21 protein-coding genes and 1 pseudogene are annotated in these 22,178 nt (G+C 60.6%); 5 read left to right on the top strand and 17 right to left on the bottom strand.

Annotated elements, in window-relative coordinates; all coding sequences use genetic code 11:
* Nucleotides 1-3: 3 nt before the first annotated feature.
* Genes AAIA72_RS13415 through AAIA72_RS13405 form a run of 3 tightly spaced genes read right to left on the bottom strand, consistent with a single transcriptional unit; the run spans nt 4 to nt 4,224 of the window.
* Complete coding sequence (locus AAIA72_RS13415; protein ID WP_369600810.1) at nt 4-501, bottom strand: TlpA family protein disulfide reductase; 498 nt, start codon at nt 499-501, stop codon at nt 4-6.
* A gap of 21 nt (nt 502-522) precedes the next feature.
* Nucleotides 523-1,818, bottom strand: a complete 1,296-nt coding sequence (locus AAIA72_RS13410) for a DUF1501 domain-containing protein (RefSeq protein WP_369600809.1) — start codon at nt 1,816-1,818, stop codon at nt 523-525.
* Nucleotides 1,819-1,839: 21 nt separating this feature from the next.
* On the bottom strand, nt 1,840-4,224 hold the full coding sequence (locus AAIA72_RS13405) for a DUF1588 domain-containing protein (RefSeq protein WP_369600808.1): 2,385 nt from the start codon (nt 4,222-4,224) through the stop codon (nt 1,840-1,842).
* 472 nt (nt 4,225-4,696) lie between these two features.
* Between AAIA72_RS13405 and AAIA72_RS13400 the strand changes: the two genes are divergently transcribed.
* A complete protein-coding gene (locus AAIA72_RS13400; RefSeq protein ID WP_369600807.1) occupies nt 4,697-5,014 on the top strand; it encodes a site-specific integrase in 318 nt (105 codons plus the stop codon).
* Between the two features lie 90 nt (nt 5,015-5,104).
* Here the strand turns inward: AAIA72_RS13400 and AAIA72_RS13395 are convergent, their stop codons facing one another.
* From AAIA72_RS13395 to AAIA72_RS13380, 4 genes are all read right to left on the bottom strand, one after another.
* On the bottom strand, nt 5,105-5,488 hold the full coding sequence (locus tag AAIA72_RS13395; protein WP_369600806.1) for a hypothetical protein: 384 nt from the start codon (nt 5,486-5,488) through the stop codon (nt 5,105-5,107).
* A 101-nt stretch (nt 5,489-5,589) separates the two neighbouring features.
* Complete coding sequence (locus AAIA72_RS13390) at nt 5,590-6,450, bottom strand: hypothetical protein (RefSeq protein WP_369600805.1); 861 nt, start codon at nt 6,448-6,450, stop codon at nt 5,590-5,592.
* 1 nt (nt 6,451) lies between these two features.
* On the bottom strand, nt 6,452-6,937 hold the full coding sequence (gene greB / locus AAIA72_RS13385) for a transcription elongation factor GreB (RefSeq protein WP_369600804.1): 486 nt from the start codon (nt 6,935-6,937) through the stop codon (nt 6,452-6,454).
* Complete coding sequence (locus AAIA72_RS13380) at nt 6,934-7,380, bottom strand: hypothetical protein (RefSeq protein WP_369600803.1); 447 nt, start codon at nt 7,378-7,380, stop codon at nt 6,934-6,936. Before AAIA72_RS13380 ends, greB begins: the two co-directional genes overlap by 4 nt.
* A 291-nt stretch (nt 7,381-7,671) precedes the next feature.
* Between AAIA72_RS13380 and AAIA72_RS13375 the strand changes: the two genes are divergently transcribed.
* Nucleotides 7,672-7,968: a hypothetical protein gene (locus AAIA72_RS13375; protein WP_369600802.1), complete on the top strand. Its 297-nt coding sequence runs from the start codon at nt 7,672-7,674 to the stop codon at nt 7,966-7,968.
* Between the two features lie 5 nt (nt 7,969-7,973).
* Here AAIA72_RS13375 and AAIA72_RS13370 read toward each other — a convergent pair whose 3' ends face one another.
* The 4 genes from AAIA72_RS13370 to AAIA72_RS13355 all read right to left on the bottom strand — a co-directional run bounded on the left by AAIA72_RS13370 (nt 7,974) and on the right by AAIA72_RS13355 (nt 11,862).
* Nucleotides 7,974-9,401 (bottom strand): ATP-binding protein, encoded by a 1,428-nt coding sequence (locus AAIA72_RS13370; RefSeq protein WP_369600801.1) that lies wholly within the window; start codon nt 9,399-9,401, stop codon nt 7,974-7,976.
* Entirely contained in the window at nt 9,388-10,071 is a 684-nt protein-coding gene (locus AAIA72_RS13365) for a response regulator (protein ID WP_369600800.1), read from the bottom strand. Before AAIA72_RS13365 ends, AAIA72_RS13370 begins: the two co-directional genes overlap by 14 nt.
* A 1-nt stretch (nt 10,072) precedes the next feature.
* Nucleotides 10,073-10,891, bottom strand: a complete 819-nt coding sequence (gene djlA / locus AAIA72_RS13360; protein ID WP_369600799.1) for a co-chaperone DjlA — start codon at nt 10,889-10,891, stop codon at nt 10,073-10,075.
* Nucleotides 10,892-10,959: 68 nt separating this feature from the next.
* Entirely contained in the window at nt 10,960-11,862 is a 903-nt protein-coding gene (locus tag AAIA72_RS13355; protein ID WP_369600798.1) for an NAD(P)-dependent oxidoreductase, read from the bottom strand.
* A 195-nt stretch (nt 11,863-12,057) separates the two neighbouring features.
* Here AAIA72_RS13355 and AAIA72_RS13350 point away from each other — a divergent pair.
* Nucleotides 12,058-13,589 (top strand): annotated as a pseudogene (locus AAIA72_RS13350) (Re/Si-specific NAD(P)(+) transhydrogenase subunit alpha).
* A 2-nt stretch (nt 13,590-13,591) separates the two neighbouring features.
* Nucleotides 13,592-15,019 (top strand): Re/Si-specific NAD(P)(+) transhydrogenase subunit beta, encoded by a 1,428-nt coding sequence (gene pntB / locus AAIA72_RS13345; protein WP_369600797.1) that lies wholly within the window; start codon nt 13,592-13,594, stop codon nt 15,017-15,019.
* Between the two features lie 292 nt (nt 15,020-15,311).
* On the opposite strand, the gene AAIA72_RS13340 is transcribed toward pntB, so the two are convergent.
* The 5 genes from AAIA72_RS13340 to ftsY all read right to left on the bottom strand — a co-directional run bounded on the left by AAIA72_RS13340 (nt 15,312) and on the right by ftsY (nt 20,351).
* Nucleotides 15,312-16,289, bottom strand: a complete 978-nt coding sequence (locus AAIA72_RS13340) for a malate dehydrogenase (RefSeq protein ID WP_369600796.1) — start codon at nt 16,287-16,289, stop codon at nt 15,312-15,314.
* Nucleotides 16,290-16,432: 143 nt separating this feature from the next.
* Entirely contained in the window at nt 16,433-17,296 is an 864-nt protein-coding gene (gene rpoH / locus AAIA72_RS13335) for an RNA polymerase sigma factor RpoH (protein ID WP_369600795.1), read from the bottom strand.
* A 174-nt stretch (nt 17,297-17,470) separates the two neighbouring features.
* Nucleotides 17,471-18,442 (bottom strand): permease-like cell division protein FtsX, encoded by a 972-nt coding sequence (gene ftsX / locus AAIA72_RS13330; RefSeq protein ID WP_369600794.1) that lies wholly within the window; start codon nt 18,440-18,442, stop codon nt 17,471-17,473.
* Nucleotides 18,439-19,104 (bottom strand): cell division ATP-binding protein FtsE, encoded by a 666-nt coding sequence (gene ftsE / locus AAIA72_RS13325; RefSeq protein WP_369600793.1) that lies wholly within the window; start codon nt 19,102-19,104, stop codon nt 18,439-18,441. Before ftsE ends, ftsX begins: the two co-directional genes overlap by 4 nt.
* Entirely contained in the window at nt 19,101-20,351 is a 1,251-nt protein-coding gene (gene ftsY, locus AAIA72_RS13320; RefSeq protein ID WP_369600792.1) for a signal recognition particle-docking protein FtsY, read from the bottom strand. Before ftsY ends, ftsE begins: the two co-directional genes overlap by 4 nt.
* A 108-nt stretch (nt 20,352-20,459) precedes the next feature.
* On the opposite strand from ftsY, the gene rsmD reads away from it, so the two are divergent.
* Nucleotides 20,460-21,071 carry a 16S rRNA (guanine(966)-N(2))-methyltransferase RsmD gene (gene rsmD, locus AAIA72_RS13315; protein WP_369600791.1) on the top strand — a complete coding sequence of 204 codons (612 nt, stop codon included), beginning with the start codon at nt 20,460-20,462 and terminating at the stop codon, nt 21,069-21,071.
* Here rsmD and AAIA72_RS13310 read toward each other — a convergent pair.
* On the bottom strand, nt 21,043-22,173 hold the full coding sequence (locus AAIA72_RS13310; RefSeq protein WP_369600790.1) for an alanine--glyoxylate aminotransferase family protein: 1,131 nt from the start codon (nt 22,171-22,173) through the stop codon (nt 21,043-21,045). The genes rsmD and AAIA72_RS13310 overlap by 29 nt on opposite strands.
* Nucleotides 22,174-22,178: the final 5 nt, after the last annotated feature.

Raw genomic sequence — 22,178 nt, 5'->3', positions numbered from 1 at the left:
GTTTTACTGCCTCGCCCAGAGTTTGAAGACGGCTTCGCGGATTTCGTCCAGATTGGCGGAGCGGAAGCCTTCGTGCACCGCCACGATATTGCCCTGCTGATCCACCAGATAGGATGTGGGCATGCCGATCAGCCCGTAACGCGGTGGCAGCGTGGCATCCTTGTCCGAAGCAACCGGATAATCCACCGGATACTTTTTCAGAAAACGCAGCGCATCTTCCGGTGTTTCATCCAGATTGATCGCCAGAATCTCGAACGGCCCTTTCTGCTTCAACTCCTGTCTGAGCACGTTCAGCGCCGGCAGCGCCTTGCGGCAGGGGCCACACCAGCTGGCCCAGAAGTCCACGTAGACCACCTGGCCGCGATAATCAGCGAGCCTCACGCGCTCGCCATACAGGCCGGGCAGATCGAAGTCGGGGGCGGGTTTCGCCTGCGCGAAACCGACCAGCAGAAAGACCACCATCAGGATGGCCTGTACGGGTTTGCAGAATGTTTTCAACACGTTGTCTCCTGCCTTGCGTATTCAGCCGAAAAGGGCCAGTTGTTCCACACCGATGGGATATTTGCGGTCCAGCTCCGTTCCCTCGAGCCCTGCAGCACGCCGCAGCGACTTGTGGATGTGAGCGGTGGTCAGCGTCAACCCGTCACCCTTGGGATCCGGTTCCAACTCAAGTGTAGACGTGTTCTTCACCCTGAGCGCCCGGAAGTCGGCTGACGTCCCGCCGATGACACGGTTGCCGCTAATCCCCGCACCAAAGGCCATCATGCTGGTCACGTTCCAGTGATCCTTGCCATTGCCACCGTTGTAGTAGGGTGTGCGACCAAAGTCCGAGCCGACCAGAACGGTCGTCCGGTCTGCCACACCCTGACGCTCCAGCTCGCTCCAGAGGTGCATCAGCCCGTCCAGCAAGGTGGACAGCGAACGATAGTGGTTGTTGTCATGGTTGCCATGGGTGTCAAAGCCGCCCGTCACCAGGTTGGCGCTGACCGCCAGCCCCGCGGCAAAGGATGCAGCGGCCATTTCCGCCTGCCCCTTGATCCCGCCGGAAATGCGCGAAGGCAGCTTGTCCACAATGCGCTCCAGACTGTTGTCACCCACCCGGGCGCCGAAGAGTTCGCTGACCAGCCGGCGGCGCTGGGGCAAGGGCTCCCGCTGCTGCAGGGCACGCAGCCTGTCCTGACGCGCCTCTTCAACCAGGGCATACAGTTCGCCGGGCAGATACAGGTCATTATCGCGGCCGGGATTGTAGCGATTCGGGTAGGCCAGTCGTGTGAACTGTCCACTGCCGGAAACCCGGGACGCGCCCACCAGCCCGTCCGTATGGTCATAGCCGCCATTGGTGACAAACGGCATGGGCAGGTCACCACCAGACGCCGCGGCAACCATCGCGGCAAAGGCAGGCTGCCCCATGTTGTTGGAGCCGCTCCACACGGTGCGCGTACCAATGGTATGGCTGTTGGTCTGGGTATCAATCCCGTTCACGACCAGCAGGTTCGGCCCCAGGGTGCTGAAAAAGTCATCAAACACCTGCTGGATGGCCGCAGCATTGTTCACACCCGTTGTCGGTACCGGTGCGTAACGGACATTGCCCACCTGGCGGATATCTGCAGCGGCATAGTGGTTGACCGGCCCACGACCATCTTCGCGCTCCGCATCCCCCTTGGGATCGATCAGGCTGGTGGGATCCCAGCCACCGCCGGCGTGAACCATGACCCAGAAGCGATCCGGTGTGGCGGCCAGCGCCGGCCGGGAGGTCAGCGGCATGGAGAACGCCATGCCCGTCGCCGCCATGAGTTTCATGAAAAGTCTGCGATTCATTTTTCTGTCTCCCTTGCGGCGTTATTCGTACAGGAACCGGTAGTCGGCCAGCATGTAGTTGAGCACGGCCTGCCAGCCTCTCAGGGCAAAATCGTCATCCCGCTCGATCTTGTCCTCGTCCGCCAGCGCCTCACCGGTTTCCGGATCCTTGGTCAGCCTGCAGGCACCATGCAGATACTTCAGCCCCCAGTTGCGAGGCTCTGCCTCGATGGCTGCCCTGCCGGTATCCACCACGGAGCGGTACAGGCTGAAGGCATCGTCGATATCCTGTCCACTTTCTTCGGGCTTCTGACCCCAGAGCTGCCACATCAGATGTGCCAGATTCTTGCGAATCAGCGCCTCGTTCTCCGGCAGATAGTTGCCATTCTCATCGTAGAGAACGGTGGTGGTTTCCACATGCGGGAACAGCAGGCGCTGGGCAACCGGCTTATGGAAATCCTTGGCCAGCACGTTGCAGGCCACCTCGCTGGCCATGCGCTTCTGGACGGCCGCCATGAGCCCGTTGGGATGGCGCAGGCGGGTGGTGGTTTCATCCGAGTTCATGCCACCGTACAAGGCGTTGTATCCACCACTGTTGAGCTTGTCCAGCTTGGTCTGGGAAGCCCAGCTGTCTTTCCACGGATAGCCTGTCACCGCGGTGATCTTGCGATCCAGCATCTCGGGTGTCAGCAGTTGTGCGCCGCCCACGAGCGCGAACTTTTCTGCATTGCCCACAACCGCCTTGGCGCGATAGAAGGGCCCCTTGATGATGGACTTGACTGCAGCCTTGAGATTCCATCCCGACTCAATCAGTGCCCGCTCCACCTCGGCCAGATGCGCACGCTGTGCCTCATAGGCCACACGTTTCGGATCCTCCGCAGGCACATCATCGCCCGGTGGCAGCAGCACCTCCTGGCCCGTGATCCCCGTGAACAGGGTCTTGACCGTGGCACGGGCAAACCGCGCATCCTTGACCAGTTCCTTGCCCAGCCAGACCAGCGAAGAGTCAATGTATTGCTCGATGGGCATCAGCTTGCCGTTCAGACCACGATAGTACATGTCCGAAGGCCAGCCATCACGGGAGAGGCGACGCTTGCGGTACCGACCCCGCTCATCCCAGTTTTGGAAGGTGGAAGCCACCGGATCCATGATCTTGTGACAGGACACGCACGACGGGTTGGTCAGTGTCGGAGAAGAATTCTCGGTATCCACCGCCTGATCGGGGCGCGCACCGGGAATCTGGAGAATGTCCGTATCCAGGAAAAACTGGAAGACCATCCGTGCACGGTGACGGTTCAGGTTGGTCCGCGTTGTGGGGAAGCGGTTGAGAAACATGGCAGAAGTCAGAATGCCCGCATGAGGAATGGGTGTGCCGGCATAGTCTCCGCCCGCAATGGTCAGCCTGACCTCACGGAAATCGGTCGGATCATACTGGGCCAGTGCCTGCAGCTCCGGCGGCAGATTCTCGTAACCTTCAAAGGGGGGTGTTTCCAGGCGCCGGAACCCGCTCACGTTCAGCCCATAGGCACGTGCCGAATAGGCATTGACCAGAGTGTAATCGGCAGTAAGAATTTCCGTGAAGGGACGGTTCTCCCGCACCACATGGGCGATCAGCTGCAGGGCCTCACGCGCCACCGCTTCATTGGTCTGCTTGCGCAGCCAGTTGCGCAGGTTGTCACGCCATCTCTTTTCATCGCCTTCAAAGCCTTCGGAGCTGACCGCATCGTTGTACCACTTGCGGGTGGGCCAGTCGTTGCTGTCCAGCAGATTGAGGGCATCTTCCCAGGGCAGGTACTTGTCCTGATGCAGCAGATCGTTATAGATCTCCATCAGGCGCTCGTAGAATCCGGGACGATTCAGGATCTCGTCCAGCGCCTGATCCAGGTCTGCGGACGCCACCGCCCTGGCAGAACCCACACTGGCCGGAGGCAGTTCGCCCGTCAGGTTGAGCGATGCCTTGTACAGCGTCTCCTGCTCGTCCGCCAGGGTAAAGTTGGTGGCCACACAGGCCGCCGCCTGAGCGGTATTCTGGCTGGAGAAACTGCCCAGGATGTAATCGGCCACGGCCTTGGCACAGTCCACATCACACTGGCTCACATCCGCCGTGGGCATGGTGGTCGCGATGCGATTGGTCAGGGTATCCGCATCGGAACAGGACGTACAGCCCTTGAGGCTGGGTCCGCTGGCCGTACCTTCTCCCTGACTGCCATGACAGCTCTCGCACTGCTCGGCGTACAGTGACTGCCCCGGCCCCGAAATGACGGACGTCACCGAGGTCACCGCTGTGGGGGTATCACAGAGTACGGCCGTCGCATCGGTCGACGTTTCCGTTTCAGGCATGCCGGAGTAGTTGCCCCCGCAGCCTCCGATCAGGACCGTGACAAGCAGGATCCACCAGGGTCCCGGCAGGATACGTGTCCACTTCATGTTGAGCCTCCTTTTATGGTGTACAGCTGATCCCACACCTTTATTTTTGATATTCATCATTGTTAAACCGGTTGCGCTGTCTTCAAAGGGGGCACTTTTCCCGTTTGCCACCTTGCTCACATTTCAGACAATTCATGTCAATAAATGAAAAATGCTCCACATTTTTGTGGATACATTTAGTTACAGCCCGTTCACACAACGATACATTTTTATTTATATATCATCAGGTTACAGAGATTGCTGAAAGAATCGTATCGGACGGGGGATATAGTCCCAACGGATGAGGCGCCTAACTCACTGATCCTGAACGCTGTGTCAGCGAACAGCCCCGTTTTTGCGTTTGTTCAATTTTTCAAAATGTGCACCAACTCACATGAGGATGAAAAAGCCGTCATGTTTTGGACAGGGCCGGATGCCTGTAATAGAATGCGGTCCAAAATGATAACAACAAGGTCAATGGGGTTAAGGGAACATGCCGCAAAGTGCTGACGTTCTGAACGATCAGGTTATCCGCACCATTCGCGAACTGCTGCAGGCCGAGCACCTGCAGGATCGCACCGTCAACACCTACACGCACTGGATTGAGCGTTTTCTGTGGCTGAATCAGGGCAAGCCCATCGAGCGGCTCGACGAGCAGGATGTCAACGGATTCATGCACCATGTCAGGCAGCAGCTGAGCGCCTCCCAGGCCAGGCAGAAGCAGGCGCTCCGGGCACTTCAGTACTTCTTTTCCATCATCCGGCCCAGACTCTCCGCCCAACTGGACGAAGAGAACAGTCTCAGCGCCTGAAGACACCGCCGTTTCCCAAGAGGAACAGGCCGCCCCGCTGCCCGTTTCATGAAAGGGGTAACGGCGGGTGTACCTGGCTCCGGATTGACTTCAGTACTGGCGAGTTCGGTAAACCTGGTTGTAGGTGCGGCCTTCCACGGGCATGGGAGGGGGACGGAGGTCAAACTTCACCGGAATGAAGCGCCGGTCCTGATTCACCGACTGATCCGGCACCACTTCCTCGCGGCTGGGAGCGTCAGGCTTCAGCGCATCAGGAACCTCCAGTGATTCCCCCGCAGCCGGCGCATCCAGTGCACCGTCAATCGCCGCATCGGCCAGCGCTTCCCCTTCCAGCGGCTGGAACGGGATGGTTTCCGGAGTGGACTTTTCAAAACGGCGTGTTGCCTCATCTTCCAGCAGATCCGTGCTGCCGGCCCATGCCTGCACCGCGGCGCCAAGACAGATTCCCAGCAAGAACAGGTGACGATTGGCCATGATGCCTCTCCCGAAATGAATTGAACACGCGTACTATTTTCACGGGTTCAATTTTTTGACGATCCGGGGCAAGTTTCTGTGATTCAGCGCACAAGCGTGCATCATTTAATCAGTCTGAGCCCCAGGATGCGAAGTCGCGCGGGTTTTTGCGGTGCAGCCGGCACAAAGAGATACACCGACTGAATCCGGGACAGATCCATCAACCGCCCCTGAGGCGCCTGCGCGATCTGGTTCAGCGGTACCTGAAGCCGATGCTCGCCTGCCGCCAGCGCCCAGGTGAGATTGAGACGGTCCGTCACCGGCTGGCCGTTGTCCCAGTGCTGACGGTCATCAATGCGGAGGGTCAGTGATACCGGCTGATCCAGGATCAGTCGGATCTCGAGAGCCCGATAGCCACGCCAGTCCGGATACAGGTGACGCAACCAGGCACCGTTGTAACGATTCTCAAGCCGGGTAACCCAGGCCACACGGCCATCCGGGCCGGAGACCTTTTCCAGGGGCCGCCGCCACCGCGATGCCGCCCAGGGGGAGTCGGGAGAGATGAGCTCCGGAAGCTCCCGTCGCATCATCCATTCATCCGCCAGATTGCGCCAGAGCGGCCCCGTGGCCAGCGCCAGAGCCGCCAGTGCGGTCATCACGAGCATACGGTGCCCAGAGCGCCACGCCACCACCACAGCAGTGCCTGCTCCGGACGTCAGCACGTCGTGCAATGAGGGGGTACGCCCCGTCCAGCCCTGAACCACCTCCACCACGGCTGCCAGACACACCAGCGCCAGCCCGCCCTTGAACAGACAGCGGCGCGGCAGGAGCACCGCAAGCAGGCCAAAGGCGAGGGGATGACCGAAGTCCCAGAGGGTCTGATAGAGGCGGCTGTCCGCCGCCGTCGGGCCAATGTCCAGCAAGAGCAGCAGCAGGACGACAATGACCAGGGTCACCCGCAGCAGCCAGGTGACAGACCACATGTCAGTCTTCCGGCGCCGTATAGTCAACCGCCAGGATCCAGTACGTCCTTTCGCCTTCGGGGGTGCGCACGGTCACTTCATCATCAACGGTGCGCTTGAGCAGGCACCGGGCCAGCGGGGAGTTCACGCTGATATAGCCCCGGGCCAGATCCAGCTCGTCCGCCCCCACAATACGATAACGGTGTGTGTTGCCATCCTCGTCTTCGAGGGTGACCCAGGCACCGAAAAACACGCGTGACGTATCGTCCGGCAGGCGATCCACCACCTGCACTTCTTCCAGTCGCTTGCTGAGGAAGCGGATGCGGCGGTCAATCTCCCGGAGCTGTTTCTTGCCGTAGATGTACTCCGCATTCTCGGAACGATCACCCATGGCGGCCGCCTCACGCACCGCCTGAGTCACTTCAGGACGCTTCACCTTCCACAGATACTGCAGCTCCTCGCGCAGCCTGCGTTCCCCTTCCGGGGTGATGTAGCGCGGCTGACTCATGTCCCGGACTCCACTTTCAGCCGCCGGATCTTGGCGCGCCAGCCACCCCAGAATGCGGCAGCAATGGTGGAAATCAGTGCCAGCCAGTACCAGACCGTCACACCTCCACCCACCACGCCGGCTCCGACCTGCATCACCGCCAGCAATCCGACCAGAGCCAGCACATGCCAGAGTTCCAGATAACCCGCCCGGCGGGCAGTGACGTAGCCGGACAGGGCGTCGAACACGGCTCCGGTTGCCAGCAGGGCGAGAAAGAGTCCGGCATGATCATTCGGATTCATGAGTGCATCCATGATCGCCTTTTCCACCTCGGCCGTGGTCATGCCGCTGCTGACCAGCCGTGACGCATAGACATTAAGCACCAGGATCGATCCGATGAACGATCCCAGCAGGTTGACGGCCAGCCCGGCCAGTACGGCTCTGTAATTCAGTGTCTTGTTCATGCGTCCGGAGCTCCTGAGGGCCGGGTATTGTACTCCATATTCTCCACGCAAAAAAAACCCCGGCAATCATCCGGGGGCAATCTCTCGGCAGTGGCTTGCGTGCTCAACTCAACCAGAGGGCGTGCCTGACAACACCTTGCACCTCTTGATTGTCATTAGAACACGGGACACCTTGCCGCAAGGTTGCCTGAGCGTTACAAATCGGACAGCTCCCGGTGCAATTAGGTTGCGTCACCTAATGGCGCAGGATAGGGTAACCGCAGTAGAGACAAAGAATGGGGACATACGACAATGAACATCAAGAAACTGGCCGATCAGGTGCTCTCAGGCATTGATACGCTGGGTTATGAACTGGATCGCTTCGGCATCACGCCCAACTTCAACCGTCACACGGCGATTGCCTTCGTCATGGCAGAGCAGAAGCGACTGGAAGGCGAGCTGGACAGTGCCCAGGCGAAGATCGACCGCATCCGCTATACGGTGGAAAAAACCCGTCAGGATGTGGAAAATCTGGTTGAAAAGGCAGCAGACCTGGCGCTTATGCCGGCCCGCACCGTCGTTGAAACCGTGCGTGCCCGCCTGAACTGATTCCTTCAGGCCTGAGTGGGCGGCAGTGCCGGTGTTTCGCCCCGGCCATTCGGCCGCCCGCTTTCTTCTGCCCGGGGCAGGATGATATTGACCCGCAACCCGGGGTCGTTGTCCTTGAGCTCCAGTGTACCGCCGTGCATTTCCACAACCGCCTTCACCATGCTCAGGCCCAGCCCGTTTCCCGGCGTGCTGCGATCCTTGTCGATCCGGTAGAAACGCTCGGTCACCTTTGAACGTTCGCTTTCCGGTATCCCCTCTCCCTGATCCCAGACGCTGATGATGGCGTTTTTGAAGCCTCTCAGCTGAAGGCCAATGCTGCCCCCCTCGGGTGAATACTTGATGGCATTGTCCAGCAAGTTGACCACAGCCTGAAAGAGCAGATCCCGGTCTGCCATGACGTAAATACCGCTCTGCAGGTCCAGAACCAGCGTCTGATGTTTTTCGGCTGCCAGCGCTTCATAAAGCTCGGCACAATCGGACAACAAGGGCCCCAGCTCCACCCGTTCAAACTGGGAAGCGTAGCCGCCGCTCTCGATCCGGCTGATGCGCAGCAGGGCATTGAACGTATTGAGCAGTTGGTCTGCTTCCTCGATGATCTCGCCGATCTGCTCCCTCACCTGCTCCGATGCCGGTTCCCGTGACAGAAATTCCAGCCGGTTGCGCAGACGGGTCAGAGGTGTACGCAGGTCATGTGCGATATTGTGGGTCACATGACGAATGCCCTCCATGAGCTGCTCAAGCTGATCCAGCATCTTGTTCAGGTGTTCTGCCAGCTCGTCGAACTCGTCTCCGCTGTGGGTACGCGGAATCCGCAAGGACAGATCCCCACTGCGTATTCGACGTGTTGTCTGATTGATCACCTCAAGCCGGCGGCGCACACTCCGCGCCATGAAGGCACCGCCCAGCAGCGCCAGTGCCACGGTGATCCCCACGCCCCAGACCAGCGAGCGCTCAATCAGTGCCCGGACAGCCAGCAGATTGTAGATATCCCGCCCCACCAGGAGCTGATAGTGGCCCTGCACATTGATCACACGGGCCCGGGCAACATGAGGCAGCTCGGACCCCAACGGGGCCCCCGTGAGATAGAAACTGATCCAGCCATCCCCGTCCTCGACGGCCGAAGGCCACTGCTCCAGATTGCCGGCCAGCGGAAACCCGTCCCGGTTGACCAGCAGATACAGGGCTTCCCCCTTCGGATTGCGCAACACGCGTTCGTTGATGACACTGATGAGCCCACCGATGCCCTGACGACGATACTGCTCGGCCAATCCCTTGATTTCCGCCTCCACGGTGGCGTCAATCTGGTCCGACATGAAGCCGATCGTGGCCCAGTACAGGTACCCCATCAGGAGCATGACCGAGGCCCCGAACAGGACGATATAGACCAGAGTCAGCTGAAACGTGGAGCTGGCGAGCAGCTTAGGGCGTTTCACGCAGGACGTACCCCGCACCGCGGATGGTATGCAGCAGCGGTGTATCGAACTCCTTGTCGATCTTGGCCCGCAAGCGGCTGATATGCACGTCGATGACGTTGGTCTGGGGATCGAAATGGTAGTCCCAGACTTTCTCCAGCAACATGGTTCGGGTCAGCACCTGTCCCGGATTGCGCATGAAGTATTCCAGCAGTCTGAATTCCCGCGGCTGCAGGTCGATTTTCTTGCCGGCACGCTTGACCGTCCGCGCCAGCAGGTCCATTTCCAGATCCGCCACCCTGAGCTTGGTGACCACATCAGCAGAAGCGGCCTTGCGGCGATTGAGCGCCTCGATCCGTGCCAGCAGCTCACTGAACGAAAAGGGTTTGGTCAGGTAATCGTCACCGCCGGCCTTGAGTCCCTCGACCCGGTCATCCACTTCACCCAGCGCACTGAGCACAAGTACCGGGGTATTCTTGCCGCCGGCACGCAGCATGCGGATCACGCTGAGGCCATCCAGACCCGGCAACATGCGATCCACGATCAGGGTGTCATAGTCCTCGCTGGTCGCCATGCTGAGCCCATCCTTGCCGTTATCCGCCCAGTCCACACTGTAGCCGGATTCTTCCAGCCCCTTGCGCAGGTAGTTGGCCACTTCCTTGTCGTCTTCAATAATGAGTATTCGAGCCATCTCAGTGTCTCCTCTTGCGATGGGCACGTATCTGCTCGTAGGCCTCGCGAATGCGGGCCGTTTGTTCGTTGGCCAGCCGGATCATTTCTTCCGGCACGCCCCTGGCGATCAACCTGTCCGGATGATGCTGGCTGATGAGCCGGCGGTACGCCTTGCGGATCTCGTCATCCGAGGCCGTTTCCTCTACCCCCAGCACCTGATAGGCCTGACGGATATCCGGCTCCGGCACATGACGTTCGGAATACCCCTGATACTGATGATACCGGTAACCCTGCCGGGCCACCACCATGGCAAGCAGTGCTTCAAACTGGAATCGGCTGAAGCCCAGCGCATCGGCAACCCGCAGCAGGATGGCCTGCTCGCCCGGGTGAAGCTCCCCGTCCGCCAGCGCAAGCACCAGAAGGGCCTCCATGAAGGCCTGATTGACGCTCACACGGCGCCCCGCCTCCGCACGGAATTGGGTCAGCACCGCATCCAGGTCAAAGTCCGGCGACTTGCCTTCACGAAACAGATTCCGGGCAAATGCCCGCTGCTCCGTATCCAGCCCCAGCTGATCCATGATCTGGCTGGCCGCGTCGATTTCATCCTTGCTGACCCGGCCATCCGCCTTGGCCAGGTGCCCCAGCACGCCGAACAGGGCCGTAAAGAATGCGGCCTGTATGCGTTCCTGGCGTGCGACATTCTCGCGTGCCGCCCATTCGGGCATATCCGACAGCCCGCGATCCCAGGTATGCCCCAGTGCCGCGCCAATGAGCGCACCGAGCGGTCCGCCCAGCGCCCACCCCAGCGAGCCTCCCAGAACCTTGCCCCACCAGCTCAATACAGTATCCTCGGTATGCGTGATATATATGTGGGGTGAACCTTACTGCGTTGCAATATCCCCTGCCATTACTGTTCGTTCATCCCGCCAGCGTCGGGCAACCGGGTGCCGTTCAGATGCTCCAGCGCCAGCAGCAGGCCACTGTGATCCACCTCTCCGCGTCCATCCGCCACCAGCTCCCGATAGAGTTCCAGAACCCGGGCACTCAGCGGCAGCGTCAGGCCCTGCTGTCTTGCCTCGTCCAGAATCATGTGCATGTCCTTGAGCTGAATTCTTGCCGGCGCGCCGGGTTCGAAATTGCGCGTCAGCATGCGCTGTCCGTGCAGATCCAGTATACGACTGGAAGCAAAGCCCCCCATCAGGGCTTCCCGAACGGCTGCCGGGTCCGCACCACCCTCCGCCGCCAGCAACAGAGCCTCGGACACCGCCCCAATGGTGATGCCGACAATGGCCTGATTGGCCAGCTTGGCCAGCTGCCCGCTGCCTGGCGGACCGATATACGTCATCTTCCCCAGACAGCGCCAGACGGGTTCGAGCGCCTCGACATCCGCTTTCAGGCCGCCGGCCATGATGGAAAGCCGGCCGGCTTCAGCCCCCACCGTCCCGCCGGAAACCGGCGCGTCCACAAACCGGCCGCCCGACTCAAGCGCCAGCGAATGCAGGCGCCGTGCCCGTGCGGGCTCGATGGAACTCATGTCTGCCAGCAGCGTGCCTTCAGCCACCGCATCCAGGACACCCCCTTCCACCAGCACCTGCTCCACCACCGGCCCGTTCTCCAGCATGGTGCATACCACCTCCGCATGCCCGACGGCACGGGCGGGAGTGTCCGCCACCTGCGCGCCAATACGGTCCGCCAGCGCCCGGGCCTTTTCCCGGGTGCGGTTCCACAAAATCAGCTCGTGGCCGGCGGCAGCCAGCCGGCTGGCCATGGGCTGCCCCATCAATCCTGTTCCAAGCCAGGCGATACGCATGTCATATTCTCCCAAGCCTTGTAAAATATTTACAACCGCCCGCTCCAATGTGGCGGAAAACGTCGAAAATATCCAGTCTCTGTAATGCCGTTACAGATCGTAACGCCTTTCCTTGACTTCCCTTTCGCTTATGTAATTATACGTACTCCGAAAATCACACAACTGGACATGACTCAGCGGTCTACGAGGAAAATCATGCAAATCGGTATCGTTTCAGAAACGCTGGCGGGTGAACGCCGCGTTGCGGGTACCCCGCCCTCGGTCGAGCAGCTTATCAAGCTGGGATACGAGGTCGTGGTGGAAGCCGGGGCCGGAACCAAGGCCGGCTTTGAAGATGAGGTGTACGTGGAAGCCGGCGCCCGCATTGTCAGCGGTGACGAGGCCTGGCAGTCGGATCTGGTCATCAAGGTCAACAAGCCCACGGAGCAGGAGCTGGAGCGCATGAAGCGCGGTGCCGCCCTCATGAGCATCATTCAGCCTGCTCAGAACGAGGCGCTGCTCAAGAAGGCCGCCGAACTGGGCCTGACCGTGTTCGCCATGGACGCCGTACCCCGGATTTCACGCGCCCAGTCCATGGATATTCTCAGCTCCCAGGCCAATATCGCCGGTTACCGTGCCGTGATCGAGGCTGCTCACGAATTCGGCCGCTTCTTCACCGGCCAGATCACCGCTGCAGGCAAGGTACCGCCCGCCAAGGTCATGGTCATCGGTGCAGGTGTCGCCGGCCTGGCCGCCATTGGCACAGCCGTGAGCCTGGGCGCCATTGTCCGCGCATTCGATACCCGTCCCGAGGTCAAGGAACAGATCGAAAGCATGGGCGCACAGTTTCTTGAGCTGGACTTCGAGGAAGATGGCTCAAGCTCCGACGGATATGCCAAGGTGATGAGTGAAGCCTTCATCAAGGCGGAAATGGAGCTCTTTGCGCAGCAGGCCAAGGAAGTGGACATCATCATCACCACCGCCATGATTCCGGGCAAGCCTGCCCCCGACTCATCACCAGGGAAATGGTGGAATCCATGAAGCCGGGCAGCGTCATTGTGGATCTGGCTGCCGCCGGTGGCGGAAACTGCGAACTGACCCGTCCGGGTGAGGTTTACGAGGTGCATGGTGTCAAGATCATTGGTTACACCGATCTGCCCTCGCGCCTGCCAAAGCAGTCCAGCCTGCTGTTTGCCAACAACCTGACCAACTTCATCAAGTTGCTGACGCCCGAGAAGAACGGTGAAATCGTCATCAACTTTGACGACGAAGTCATTCGTGGCGTTACTGTCGTCAAGAGCGGTGAAATCACCTGGCCGCCGCCTCCCATCAGTGTCAGTGCCGCTCCCCAGGCCAAGACGGATGCCAAGCCGGTAGTGAAGGAAGAGAAACCGACGCCGGCGTGGGTCAAGCCCGTGGGTGTGGCAGCCGCCTCACTGGCATTCCTCTGGGTGGCTTCCGTGGCACCCGCCGCCTTCCTGTCTCACTTCACCGTCTTCGTGCTCTCCATCGTGGTCGGCTATTACGTGGTCTGGAACGTGACCCATGCCCTGCACACACCGCTGATGAGTGTGACCAATGCCATCAGTGGCATCATTGTCGTGGGCGCACTGCTGCAGGTGGGCAGTGACAATACACTGGTGACCGTACTGGCCTCTGCAGCCGTTCTGGTGGCCAGTATCAACGTGTTCGGCGGCTTTGCCGTGACCCAGCGCATGCTGAAGATGTTCCGGAAGGAGGGGCAGTAAACATGTCACAAGGTCTGATTACCGGCGCCTACCTGGTTTCCGGCGTCTTCTTCATCCTCGCTCTCTCGGGGCTGAGCAAACAGGAAACCGCACGCAGTGGCAACATCTTCGGCATGTCCGGAATGGCCATCGCCCTGATCGCCACCCTGTTTCAGCCTGAAGTCACCAATGTGGGCCTGATTCTGGTCGTGATGGCTGTCAGTGCCGCAATCGGTATCCGCCTCGCCATGAAGGTGGAAATGACCGAAATGCCAGAGCTGGTGGCCATTCTGCACAGCTTTGTGGGCCTGGCCGCAGTGCTGGTGGGTTACAACAGCTATCTGGATGCACACGATGAAACGCTGGCCAATGCCGCCCTGCAGGTGGCCGCCAAGGTGTCGTCCGAAGCCGAGGTGCTGCGCAACATCCACCTCTCCGAGGTCTTCCTCGGCGTGTTCATCGGTGCGGTTACCTTCACCGGCTCCATCGTGGCATTCGGCAAGCTGCGTGGCCTGATCAACTCCAAGCCGCTGATGCTGCCCCATCGTCACAAGCTCAACCTGGCCGCTGTTCTGGTCAGCGCCTGGCTGATGAGCCAGTTCCTCTCCGAGGGTGGCAGCACCGCAGCCCTGATCGTGATGACGGTCATTGCCCTGGCCTTTGGCTGGCATCTGGTCGCTTCCATCGGTGGCGCCGACATGCCGGTCGTGGTGTCCATGCTCAACTCCTATTCCGGCTGGGCAGCGGCTGCAGCAGGTTTCATGCTGGCCAATGACCTGCTGATCATCACCGGCGCACTGGTGGGCTCCTCAGGTGCCATCCTGTCCTACATCATGTGCAAGGCCATGAACCGCTCCTTCATCAGCGTTATTGCCGGCGGCTTCGGTACCGATGGCCAGACGGGTGGCGACGATAAGGACTACGGCGAATACCACGAGACTTCAGCGGATGCGGTGGCTGACATGCTCAAGAATGCCCGCAGCGTGATCATCACTCCGGGCTACGGCATGGCCGTCGCTCAGGCTCAGTACGCCGTGGCCGAAATGACCGAGCGTCTGCGCAAGATGGGTGTCAAGGTCCGCTTCGGCATCCATCCGGTCGCTGGCCGCCTGCCCGGCCACATGAACGTGCTGCTGGCGGAAGCCAAGGTTCCGTATGACATCGTTCTGGAAATGGACGAGATCAACGATGACTTCGAAGACACGGACGTGGTACTGGTCATCGGTGCCAACGATACCGTCAACCCGGCTGCCGCCGAAGATCCGCACAGCCCCATTGCCGGCATGCCGGTTCTGGAAGTGTGGAAGGCCAAGCAGGTTGTGGTCATCAAACGTTCCATGAACACCGGCTATGCGGGTGTACAGAACCCGCTGCTGTTCAAGGAAAACACCTCGCTGCTCTTTGGCGATGCCAAGGCATGCGTGGAGGAGATTCTCAAGCATCTGCTCTGAGGACAACCTCCTTCCGGTTTCTGACCCGGCTTCGGCCGGGTTTTTTGTGCCCGAAAACCGCAAAGTGTTCAAGGACAGCGCCCACCTGGCAACACATGTGCCGCCTCCCTTGGCACTGCGGTGAAGTCGTGAATCCGGGCGTCATGGAAGGCATCACAACCGCCTTCGGCCGCGGCGGGAGACGGGTCAGCCGGCCGTCAGGTCAGGTGCCGGGCTGACGCGCAAAAAGAAGGGCCGCCGAAGCGACCCTCTTTCCGTTTCCGGGATCTGTCAAAGTCCCCGGAGAGCAGACTCAGAACAGATCCTTGACCTGCTCGGCCTCGGCCTTGAGTTCGTCTTCGGACTCTTTCATCTTGCCCTGAACAAACTCGCTGACTTCCAGGCCGGTCACGATTTCGTAGTCACCGTTCTTGCAGACTACCGGATAGCTGTAGATCAGGCCTTCTTCAATGCCGTAGCTGCCATCACTCGGTACAGCCATGGAAACCCAGTCACCTTCCTCGGTACCCAGTACCCAGCTGCGCATGTGATCAATGACGCCATTGGCAGCGGAAGCTGCTGAAGAGGAGCCGCGGGCCGCGATGACTTCTGCGCCACGCTTGGCCACCTTCGGCATGAAGCATTCTTTCCACCAGGATTCTTCCACCTTGCTCAGAGCCGGCTCGCCATTGACAGTGGCATGAGAAATATCCGGAACCTGAGTCGTGGAGTGGTTGCCCCAGATGGTCATCTTGCGGATGGCGGTGACCTGAGTACCGGTCTTCTCGGCCAGCTGATAAACCGCACGGTTATGGTCCAGACGCGTCAGGGCCGTGATATTGCGCTGATTGATGTCCGGGGCGTTCTTGGCCAGGATGTAGGCGTTGGTGTTGGCCGGGTTGCCGACCACGCAGATCTTGATATCCCGGTTGGCCACTTCATTGATGACCTTGCCCAGAGAAGAGAAGATCTTGCCGTTGTCCTTGATCAGGTCGGAACGCTCCATGCCGGGACCACGGGGCTTCGCGCCCACCAGCAGACCAATGTCCGCATCCTTGAACGCAACCTTCGGATCATCGGTCACGATGATGTCATGCACGAGCGGGAACGCACAGTCGTTCAGCTCCATCTTGACCGCTTCCAGCACTTTCAGTGCCGGAGTGATTTCGAGCAGTTGCAGGATCACCGGCTGATCCTTGCCCAGCATTTCACCGGCAGCAATACGGAAAACCAGAGAGTAACAGATTTGACCAGCGGCACCAGTCACCGCTACGCGAACAGGTTGTTTCATCACGCCTTCCTTCATTGTTTGTGAGGATATTGCGGCCGCATTTTACCACAGGCATCGGTGCACTGCATGCGCTACAACTCAGGTCGCATACAAACGCAAACGCCCGCTTGCGCGGGCGTTGAGAACAGTTGTCGACGACGAAATCAGGCGGCCTCGGCCATCCGCTTCTTCACCTTCTTCATGGCTGCCTTTTCAATCTGGCGAATGCGTTCGGCGGATACACCGAATTCGTCTGCCAGATCGTGCAGGGTCGCCTTGTTGTCAGACAACCAGCGACGCTCAAGGATGGTCCGGCTGCGCTCATCCAATTCCTCCAGCGCCTCATAGAGCCTGCCGGTGGAATCATCACTCCACTCCTCGTTCTCCACCAGCGTGGCCGGATCGTAGCGACGATCTTCCAGGTAGGCGACCGGTGCCTGCCAGGCATCGTCATCATCAGTGTCCACGCCGGGATCAAAGGAAGTGTCCTGCCCGGCCAGACGGCTTTCCATCTCCCGGACAGAGCGCTCATCCACACCCAGATCCTCCGCCACGGCCCGGACTTCGTCATTGGTCAGCCAGGCCAGGCGCTTCTTCGCGCCACGGAGGTTGAAGAACAGCTTGCGCTGCGCCTTGGTGGTGGCCACCTTGACGATACGCCAGTTCTTCAGAATGAATTCATGAATCTCGGCCTTGATCCAGTGCACGGCAAAGGACACCAGCCGAACACCAAATGCCGGATCAAAGCGCTTGACGGCCTTCATGAGACCGATGTTGCCTTCCTGAATGAGATCGGCCTGAGGCAGGCCATAGCCTGCGTAACTTCGCGCAATATGCACCACAAAGCGCAGATGCGACAACACCAGCTGACGGGCAGCTTCCAGATCATTCTGCTCTCTGTATCGCAGAGCGAGGTCACGTTCCTCTTCCGCACTCAGAACGGGGATGGCATTGACAGCCTGAATATAGCTCTCCAAGTTGCCGACGGGAACCGGAAGCCTCATGGCTTTTGCTGTTGCTGCACTCATTGCTCACCCTCCAATATACGGATCTTGCGTTATTGATACTTCCTTGGACACACCCTGTCGCAAAAAGTTCCCTTTTAAATGACGCAAAGTGACCCGCCCGAACAATATACCCCTCGGGCAATGACAATCTTTGGGGATTACGTGCCATTTTTCAAGTGACATTTCGGAAAATTTCTATCGGGGTTCCACGTCCTGCAACTGACGGAGTACCGTCAGCCAGGCACCGGCCCAGCCCAGCACCACCCCCGTCAGCAGAATCAGCAAACTGCCGCTGAACCCCGGCCAGACCAGACTGAAATCGCTGGCATAGGCAGCGGAGAGCTGTGCCACGCTGTCGGAGAGGGCCAGCAGGCAGGCATGAACAAGCACCACGGCCAGCAACCCGCCCCAGAGGCCGTAACCCGCCCCCAGATACAGGAACGGCCGCCGCACCCAGGCATCGGTAGCCCCGACCAGCCGCGCCACCAGAATTTCGTCACGGCGATTTTCAATGGCCAGGCGGATGGTGTTACCCATGAACAGCACGACGGCCAGCCCCAGCAGTACGGCCAGCAACCCGAATCCGGTACTGGCCAGCGACTCGAAAGCATGCAGGCGCTCCAGCCAGACCGTATCCAGTTGCACGGACTCCACACCCGGAATCGCCTGCCAACCGGCCTTCAGTGCCCGCAGGCGATCCAGAGGGGTTTCCGGCCGGAGCGTGATCTGCAGGCTCGCCGGCAGGGGATTGCTGTCCAGTCCCGCCAGCAGATCGGCCGCTTCACTGTATGCCCGGAACAGTTCCAGTGCCTTCTCCGGTGAGACATAGACCACCGACTGTACATCTGCATCTTTCTGCAGCCGGGTCCTGAGCTGCAGAACCGTTGCATCATCCGGTGGTTCGGCAAAGTACAGTGTGGCCTGCCGGGTGCTGTCCAGGGCCTGCGTCAGTGCGCCGATATTGCCCAGTCCGACTGCCATCAGTGCCGGCAGTGCCAGCGCAATGGCCATGGCCAGTGCCGTGAGAAGTGTCGCCCAGGGATGCGCGAGCTGATCACGCAGACTGGTCTGCGCGCTTTCCCGGTGGTGGGCCAGATAGGCCTCCCAGGGAGCCTGCCGGCTGGTTTCCGCGCCCCGCGTGCGCGGGCTGGCCTGAGGTGTGCTCATGTTGCCCCCTCCGAAACCAGTCGTCCCTGCTCGAGATGGACAACCCGGCATCCCATCCGGCGGATGAGCGCCACGTCGTGGGAGGCGATGAATACGGTCGTGCCCACCTGATTGAACTCCCGGAAGAGATTCATGATTTCAGCGGACAAATCCGGGTCCAGGTTACCGGTGGGTTCGTCCGCCAGCAGCAGGGGCGGACGGTTGACCACCGCCCGGGCAATCCCCACACGCTGCTGCTCACCTCCGGACAGTGCGATGGGATAGGCCTTTTCCTTGCTGAGCAGGCCGACCTTGTCCAGTGCCGCCCTCACCCGCCGCGCCGTTTCACGGGGCGTGTAGCCGGCGATCTTCAGCGGCATGGCGACATTGTCAAATACGGTACGGTTGAACAGCAGGTGGTGCTCCTGAAACACCACGCCGATGTGACGGCGGTAATAGGCAATTTGCGGGCGTCGCAACTGGCTGATGTCACGCCCGCCCACCTCGATACGTCCTCCGGTGGCCGTTTCCATGGCCATGATGAGTCGGAGCAGCGTGCTCTTGCCCGCGCCGGAGTGGCCGGTCAGAAAGGCCATTTCGCCCCGCTGAAGCCGGAAGGAGACATTCAGCAGGGCATCCTGGCCGCTGGGATAGCGTTTGCTCACCCGGTCAAAGACAATCACGCCTGATCGCTGTCCTGATCGTCAAAGAGGGCATCCACAAACTCGTCAGCCCGGAACGGACGAAGATCCTCCACGCCCTCGCCCACGCCGATGAAGCGGATGGGCGTACCGAGCTTGCGGGCAATGGCGAACAGGATGCCGCCCTTGGCAGTGCCGTCCAGCTTGGTCACCACCAGTCCGCTGACACCGACTGCCTGAGTAAAGAGGGAGGCCTGGCTGAGCGCATTCTGTCCTGTGCCGGCATCCAGCACCAGCAGGACTTCGTGGGGCGCGGTTTCATCGTGCTTGCGAATGACCCGAACCACCTTTTCCAGCTCTGCCATCAGGTTGTCCTTGTTCTGAAGGCGTCCGGCCGTATCCGCAATCACCACATCAATGTTCCTGGCCTTGGCGGCTGCGATGGCGTCAAAAATGACGGAGGCACTGTCTGCCCCGGTATGCTGAGCCACCACAGGCACCTGATTGCGCTCACCCCAGACCTGAAGCTGTTCCACCGCCGCAGCCCGGAAGGTATCCCCGGCGGCCAGCAGCACGGTCTTGCCCTCGTCCCGGAACTTGCGTGCCAGCTTGCCGATGGTCGTGGTCTTGCCGACGCCATTGACGCCCACCACCAGAATCACGAAGGGCTTGTGGCCGGTGATTTCCAGCGGCTGTTCGCAGGGTCTGAGCATAGCCCGAAGCTCTTCGCGCAGGGCCTCGTTGAGTGCAGCACTGTCCTTCAGTGCATTGCGCTCCAGCTTTTCAGTGAGCGACTCGATGATGGCGCTGGTGGCTTCAATACCCACGTCAGCCGTCAGCAGGATGGTTTCGATCTCTTCGAGCAGATCTTCGTCAATCTTCTTGCTTGCCCCCACCAGTGCCTTGATCTGATCGGCAAGGCCGGCGCGTGTCTTGCTCAGACCGGAGCGTATGCGGGCAAACAGGGACGGTGCCTTTTCAGCCGCCTCGGGCACGACCTCGGGCGCGGCTTCCGGCCGGACTTCGCGTGCCACCTCCCCGGCGACTTCACCTGCAGGGGCTGCAGGGGCCACCGGGGTCTCTGCAACCGGCTGGACGGGCGCTTCGGGCGTCTCCGATACCGCCTCAGCCTGACCAGCCGGCTTTTCCGGCACGGCTTCAGCAGCCTTTTTTCCCGACGCCGGAGCAGGCGGGCGCAATTCGATGCGCGGCGGCCTGGGCTGCCGGCGCTTGCGTCCGACCACATCTGCAACAAAAAACAGGACCAGCAGTCCCAGAAGCAATAGCATACTGTTCGCCAGCAATGCGTCCATAGTATCCTTATCTCTTGATTTGAATGATCAGGGGCCTATTCTAGCGGCCTTTGGTTCCCGCTTCCATGACAGACAGGAGAGAGGATGGCCCGGCCACGCCACAAACGTCCGGCATCAGCCCCCGCGGGCATGCTGCGCATCATCGGAGGCTCACACCGGGGGCGCAGGCTGAGCTTCCCGGCCGTGGATGACGTACGCCCATCTCCCGACCGGGTGCGTGAAACACTGTTCAACTGGCTGATGCCCGTGATTCGTGATGCACGGTGCCTGGATCTGTTCGCCGGCAGCGGCGCACTCAGCCTGGAAGCGCTGTCCCGGGGGGCTTCCTCCGCAACCGCCGTGGATCAGTCCCGGCTGCTCACCCGTAATCTGAGCACGCTGGGCGAGCAACTGGGTGAAGCGTCACGCCTTCAGGTCAACTGCACGGATGTCGGGCACTGGCTGAGCCAGCCCCCCGCCCGGCCTTTCGACGTGATTTTCATGGATCCCCCCTTCCGGCAAGGCTGGCTCGACAGGATCCTGCCACGGCTGGCTTCGCCGCAGTGGGTGCGGGAGGGCAGCTTCATCTACATGGAACACGAGGCCGGACTGGATCCCATCCTGCCGGAAGGCTGGGTACTGCACCGAAGGCAACATGCCGGCCAGGTGACCGGCACGCTGTGCCGGGTCACCGTGAACCCGACTCCAGTTTCCTGAGCGCCGCTTCCAGGCGCTCCGCCGTACCCTGGGGATCTGACAGCTTGTCGAGACCGAACAGGCCGATCCGGAAGGTCGAGAATCCCTCCGGTTCGTCACACATGAGCGGCACGCCGGCTGCGGCCTGAATGCCGACGCTCAGAAACGCCTGCCCGCTCTGCATGGCCGGATCCGAGGTATGACAGACCACGACTCCCGGCGCACCAAACCCGTCCGCCGCCACACTCCTGAACCCGTGCCGGGCCAGCATGCTCCGGACACAGGCCCCCACCTCATGCTGACGAGACCTGATCTCATCCCAGCCATGAGAGCCGGTTTCCAGCATGGCATCCCGGAATCTGGCCAACGCATCTGTCGGCATGGTGGCATGGTAGGCATGCCCGCCCGCCTCGTAAGCCGCCATGATCTGACGCCAGCGCTTGAGATCGGCGGCGAAGCTGGTACTGGTGGTGTCCCCGAGACGGGCTTCGGCACGCTCGCTCAGCACGATCAGCGCCGCACCCGGTGACGATGACCAGCCTTTCTGCGGCGCGGACAGGAGCACATCAACGGATTGAGCCTTCATGTCCACCCAATCCGTACCGGACGCCACGCAATCCAGCACAAACAGGCCACCCACGCGCCGGGTGGCCTCCCCCACACGGCGCACATAGTCATCGGGCAGACGAATACCGGAAGCGGTTTCCACGTGGGGAGCAAACACGACGGCCGGCCGGTGCGTTTCGATGGCGGCCTCCACCTCTTCCACCGGAGCCGGTATCCAGGCTGCATCCACCTCCGCAGACAGCGGGCGTGCCTTGAGCACATGGCTCTCCCTGGCAATCTTCCCTTGCTCCAGAATCTGGGTCCACCGGTAACTGAACCAGCCATTGCGGAGGATGAGGCAGCGCTCATCGGTCGCGAACTGGCGGGCAATGGCTTCCATGCCGAAGGTGCCCCCGCCCGGTACAATGGCGACGGCATGGCCCTGATAGACCTCTTTCAGCGTCCGCGAAATGTCGCGCATGACCTGCTGAAAGCGTGGTGACATGTGGTTCAGCGCGCGGCTGGTATACACCACTGAGTATTCGAGGGGTTCGGAAACAGTTTCCTTCGGGGACATAGGGG

This window comes from Thermohahella caldifontis (assembly GCF_041153465.1).
GTDB lineage: Bacteria > Pseudomonadota > Gammaproteobacteria > Pseudomonadales > Oleiphilaceae > Thermohahella > Thermohahella caldifontis.
The sequence above is the reverse complement of the archived record's forward strand: the minus strand, read 5'-3'. Positions and strand labels throughout refer to the sequence as shown.